The sequence below is a fragment of the Synechococcus sp. BA-120 BA3 genome, assembly GCF_034931285.1.
GTDB lineage: Bacteria > Cyanobacteriota > Cyanobacteriia > PCC-6307 > Cyanobiaceae > Cyanobium.
Genome location: NZ_JAYGHZ010000227.1, coordinates 1 through 683 on the forward strand (window position 1 = coordinate 1; position 683 = coordinate 683).

General features: G+C 75.8%; 1 protein-coding gene. It reads left to right on the forward strand.

Translation table 11 applies throughout. From position 1 onward, the window contains the following. Positions 1–683, forward strand: a 683-nt coding sequence (locus tag VB737_RS07455) for a Rossmann-fold NAD(P)-binding domain-containing protein (protein WP_500312273.1), incomplete at both ends; no start/stop codon positions are given.

Here is a 683-nt window from a genome sequence, read left to right on the forward strand (position 1 = left end):
GGGTGAGCCTGCACGATCCCCTGACCCCCGAGGCCCTGCAGGCCAGGGAGCGGGCCTATGCCTTCACCCACTCCAGCCGGGAGCTGCTGCAGCGCCTGGGGCTCTGGGGCGACCTGCGGCCCAGCCTGGTGCCCTTCCGCCGGCTCCACCTGCGCGACGTGGCGGCCGAACGCGATGTGCGCTTCGAGCCGGCCGACCTGGGCCAGGCCGAGGCGGTGGGCTGGATCGGATCCCACCGGCCCCTGATGGCGCTGCTGCTGCGGCGCCTGGGCCAGCACCCCGCCGTCCGCCTGGAGCTCGGCAACCAGGCGACAGCCGCCTCCGCCAACCACGCCAAGGACACAGACGCCGCCGACCTGCTGGTGGCCGCCGACGGCCCCGACTCCCCCACCCGCCGGGCCCTGGGCATCGGTCTGTGGAGCCATCCCTACCGCCAGGCCTGCCTCACCGTGCAGGTGGAGATGCGCGGCTGCGCCGACGACGAGGCCTGGGAACTGCTGCGGCCGGAAGGGCCGTTCGCGGTGCTGCCCCTCGGCAAGCGCCGCTTCCAGCTGGTCTGGAGCGCGCCGGCGACCCGCTGCCGCCAGCTGGAGGCCCTCGACGCCCCGGCCTTCCTCGACCGGCTGGCGGGGGCCCTGCCGGACCGGCTCCAACCCGATGCTTTGCTGGCGCCGCCCCGGGCC